Here is a 3,546-nt window from a genome sequence, read left to right as displayed (position 1 = left end):
GTGGCATCGCGGCGAGGTCGAGCGCTACCCGATCCGGTGAGACCTGCGGGATACTTGGAGCAACCGGCCTGCCAGCCCTGGTTTGTGCCCCGCCCTCGGATGCCCCTCCGGGGGCGGCGGCGTGTCTGGGGTCAAGCAACGGCCCCACCCCCGAGCGCGCTCAGCTCGGCGTCGGCCTCGGCTGCGAGGGCCGCGGCCTCTCGAGACTGCCGACGGGCACGGGCTGACTTCAGCGCCAGTCGGGCGAAGTGAGCCTTCCTGGCGTGCTCAGCGCGGCGTGCTCGCTCGTCGGGCGCCAGCGTCCCTTCCGGGTCGACCTGGCGCTCGAACTTCGCCATGAGGGCAGCTCGAGCGGGGGCGGTGCGGGCTGATCGGTCCTGAGTGTGCGCCCAGGACTCATGTGCGGCGATGGTGGACCGCAGGCGGCGTTCTGCGTTGGACTGCACGGCGACTCAACCCCTTTGGGGAGTCAGCCTGTGCGCGCTAGTTCACAAGCGGTCTTTGCCGAGACACGGCGCGGACTCTATTGGGCCAAGCGTTGTAGCACTCATGAGGCTAGCACAGCGGTCAGGTGCCGATACAGCGCGACGCGCCCGGGCACGGCCTCTCGCGGCCAGGACGGGCCAACGCGCCTGCGCCACTCATCCGGGGTCGTCGCAACGATGGTCGTAGAGGGCGGGGCGCCCTCGTCGCGCCATGCCAGCAATTGGCTGCCTAGATAATAGGTCTCGCGGCACTTCGTGCACGTGGCACTCATGCCCGCAAGGATTCCCTTTGGCGCCGGGTCAGGGAGATATCTTGGCGTCTCGCTCGGGAGGACCAAGGACGGGAGTGCCGCGGCGAGCCGATCCGTAGACGCGTTCTCAAGCGTGTCGAGAAAGGCCCCAATGATCGACACCGTGGCGCCATCTTCGCTTTCTAGCGCGTCCTCAAGGTCGCGAAGAGCAGCGTCAACCACGACGCCCGCTGCCTGGCTCGGCGGCAATCGGGTGGCACGGATGAACACGAGCGGCCCGCTCTCGGACGCACAGACGCGGCCAAGGCTGCGACCGCACGGACACCGAAGGGATGCGAGCTCTCTCCCGGTAGGAGGCGGGGAGGATGCCGGCCTGCCGCACAGGATCGAGAACAGGTCGGTCACACCCGATCGCCTCGCTTCATCCGTTGGGCGGCAGCCCTCGCCCGCGCGTCGGCTGCGCTGGCGCCGTACCGCTCGAGCATGACGTCGGAGGACCACCCGGCCAAGCGCTTGAGGTCGCGCTCCTGGCCGCCGTTCATGAGGAAGTCGTGGGCGAAGGTGTGGCGGAAGCGGTGCGGGTGCAGGTCGTCCAGTCCGGCCTGGGTCGCGCGGGTCCGGAGCCGGTCGCGCACCCCGTCCGGCGTCATGGCGCCGCGCTGGCTGAGGAAGAGGGCGTCCAGGTGGGACCAGCGGTGCGTGCGTCGCAGGCGGAGGTAACGGTCCAGGGCGCGGATCGTCCGGGCGCCCATGTAGATCGGCCGGACCTTGTCGCCCTTGCCGCGGACCATCGCCATCCCGGCGTCCAGGTCGAGCCCGTCGACCGTGAGGCCGCAGAGCTCGGAGACGCGCACCCCGCAGTCCAGCAGCACGCGGATCATGGCTTCGTCGCGTCGGTCGGGGAAGTCCTTGCCCGCGCACGCCTTCATCAGGGCGGCGAGGTCCGCGTCGGACAGCACGGCCACCGGCTTGGCCGGCGCGTCCGGGGCCGCGATGCCGGCCAGGGGGCTGGCGGTGAGCTCCTCCTCGCCCACGAGCCAGTTGCAGAAGCGCGCCATCCCCTTGTACCGGGTGCGCACGGTGGACAGCTCGTTGCGGTCGGCCAGCTGCGCCAGCCACTCCCGGGCGGCGGCGCGGGTGAGCTCGTCGAGTGTGGCTGGTCGGCCCTGGGCGGTGAGCCACTCGCTGAAGAACCGGATGGCCTGGCCGTAGACGACGACGGTGCGCGGGGAGCAGCCCTCGGCCCGCAGGTGGCGCGCGAAGGACCGGTGCAGGTCCTCAAGTCGCGCGGCCACGGGTCTAGGTTATCAGGGCAGCGAGCGCTATGCTAGAACCTGTCACACCGCGTCACCCGGCATCGTCGCTGGTCGCAGGCTTAGCACGGGAGGGTTGCACGCGCTTCGGCTCGCCGGGCATCTTCGGGTACTCCGGCGGGTAGGGCAGGTCCCCGTGGCCGTGCTCCGCCTCGTCCCGGTCTGCGAGGTCCAGCAGGGGCTGGAGGGAGAAGCGCGGCCCGGCGCCGGCGACGAGCGGCGCGTAGAGGTCCCCGACCGCGGCGAAGCGCGCCGGGACCGTCGTCACGTCGAAGTCGTCCGGGTCGACGTCGGGCAGCTCCTCCCAGGTCACGGGCGTGGAGACCGTGGCGCGCGGGTTCGCCCGGATCGAGTACGCCGACGCGATGGTCCGGTCCCGGGCCATCTGGTTGTAGTCGACGAAGATCTTGCTGCCGCGCTCCTCCTTCCACCACTTGATCGTGACCAGGTCCGGCAGCCGCCGCTCGAGCTCGCGGCCCAGGGCGATCGTCGCGCGCCGCGCCTGCGTGAAGGTCCACCGCGGCTCGATCGGCACGAAGATGTGGACGCCCCGTCCGCCGGACGTCTTGGGCCAGCCCTCCATGCCCATCTCCTGGAGGATCTCGCGCACGTGCGGCGCGACGCGGGCCGCGTCGGAGAAGTCGGTGCCCGGCTGCGGGTCCAGGTCGATGCGCAGCTGGTCCGGCGACTCGACGTCGGCGCCCGTCACGGGCCACGGGTGGAACGTGATGGTCCCCAGGTTGGCGGCCCACGCGACGACGGCGAGCTCGGTCGGTCGGACCTCGTCGGCGGTGCGTCCGCTCGGGAAGGCGATCCGGGCCGTCTCGACGTAGTCCGGGGCGCCCTGCGGGACCCGCTTCTGGTAGAACGCGTCGCCGTGGTTGTCGGCGCGCGTCGACATGGTCGCGCCCTCGAAGACGCCGCGGGGCCAGCGCTCGAGCGTCGTCGGACGCTCCCGCAGCGCGCCGAGGATCCCGTCCCCGACGGAGACGAAGTACTCGACGACGTCGCGCTTGGTCAGGCCGCGCTCCGGGAAGTACGGCCGGTCGGGGTTGCTCACGCGCACCGTGCGCCCGGCCACCTCGAGCTCCACCGCCGGCGTCGTCGCTGCCATGAGGTGCACGCTAGGGCCGGACGATCACGGCCGCGACCCCGTCAGGCCCCCGTCGTCGGAGAGCAGGCCCCGCCGGTGCGCGACCGCCACCGCCTCCGCCCGGCCGGAGACCCCGAGCTTCGCGAGCAGGTTCGACACGTGCACGCTGACGGTCTTGCCGCTGATGAACAGCGCCTCGCCGACCTGACGGTTGCTCAGGCCCTGCGCGACCAGGCGCAGCACCTCGGCCTCGCGGGCCGTCAGCACCTCCCCGCCGACACGGGACCCGGGGAGGTCCAGGCGCCCCCGCCGACCCAGCGCCTCGACGGCCGCCCCGAGCGGTGCGGCGCCGATCTCCCGCGCCACGGCCAGCCCCTCGGCGGCGTGCGCGCGTGCCGCGTCGC

At 72.0% G+C, this 3,546-nt stretch carries 4 protein-coding genes; all 4 read right to left on the bottom strand.

What is annotated here, in order from left to right; all coding sequences use genetic code 11:
• Positions 1-131 precede the first annotated feature (131 nt).
• Positions 132-338: a hypothetical protein gene (locus N866_RS17420; RefSeq protein ID WP_245612650.1), complete on the bottom strand. Its 207-nt coding sequence runs from the start codon at positions 336-338 to the stop codon at positions 132-134.
• Positions 339-1,137: 799 nt separating this feature from the next.
• A complete protein-coding gene (locus tag N866_RS17415; protein ID WP_034228934.1) occupies positions 1,138-2,031 on the bottom strand; it encodes a tyrosine-type recombinase/integrase in 894 nt (297 codons plus the stop codon).
• A gap of 52 nt (positions 2,032-2,083) precedes the next feature.
• Positions 2,084-3,163, bottom strand: a complete 1,080-nt coding sequence (gene ligD / locus N866_RS17410; RefSeq protein WP_034228935.1) for a non-homologous end-joining DNA ligase — start codon at positions 3,161-3,163, stop codon at positions 2,084-2,086.
• Between the two features lie 24 nt (positions 3,164-3,187).
• The coding region (locus N866_RS17405; protein ID WP_034228932.1) for a helix-turn-helix domain-containing protein at positions 3,188-3,546 on the bottom strand (359 nt) is incomplete at its 5' end.

This window comes from Actinotalea ferrariae CF5-4 (assembly GCF_000603945.1).
Classification (GTDB): Bacteria; Actinomycetota; Actinomycetes; order Actinomycetales; family Cellulomonadaceae; genus Actinotalea; species Actinotalea ferrariae.
Note: the sequence above shows the minus strand (reverse complement) of the source record. Positions and strands in the feature narration are given on the sequence as shown.

Coding starts and splice junctions, on each gene's coding strand:
- N866_RS17420 (WP_245612650.1), bottom strand. CDS start 338: ATGGCGAAGTTCGAGCGCCAGGTCGACCCGGAAGGGACGCTGGCGCCC.
- ligD (WP_034228935.1), bottom strand. CDS start 3,163: ATGGCAGCGACGACGCCGGCGGTGGAGCTCGAGGTGGCCGGGCGCACG.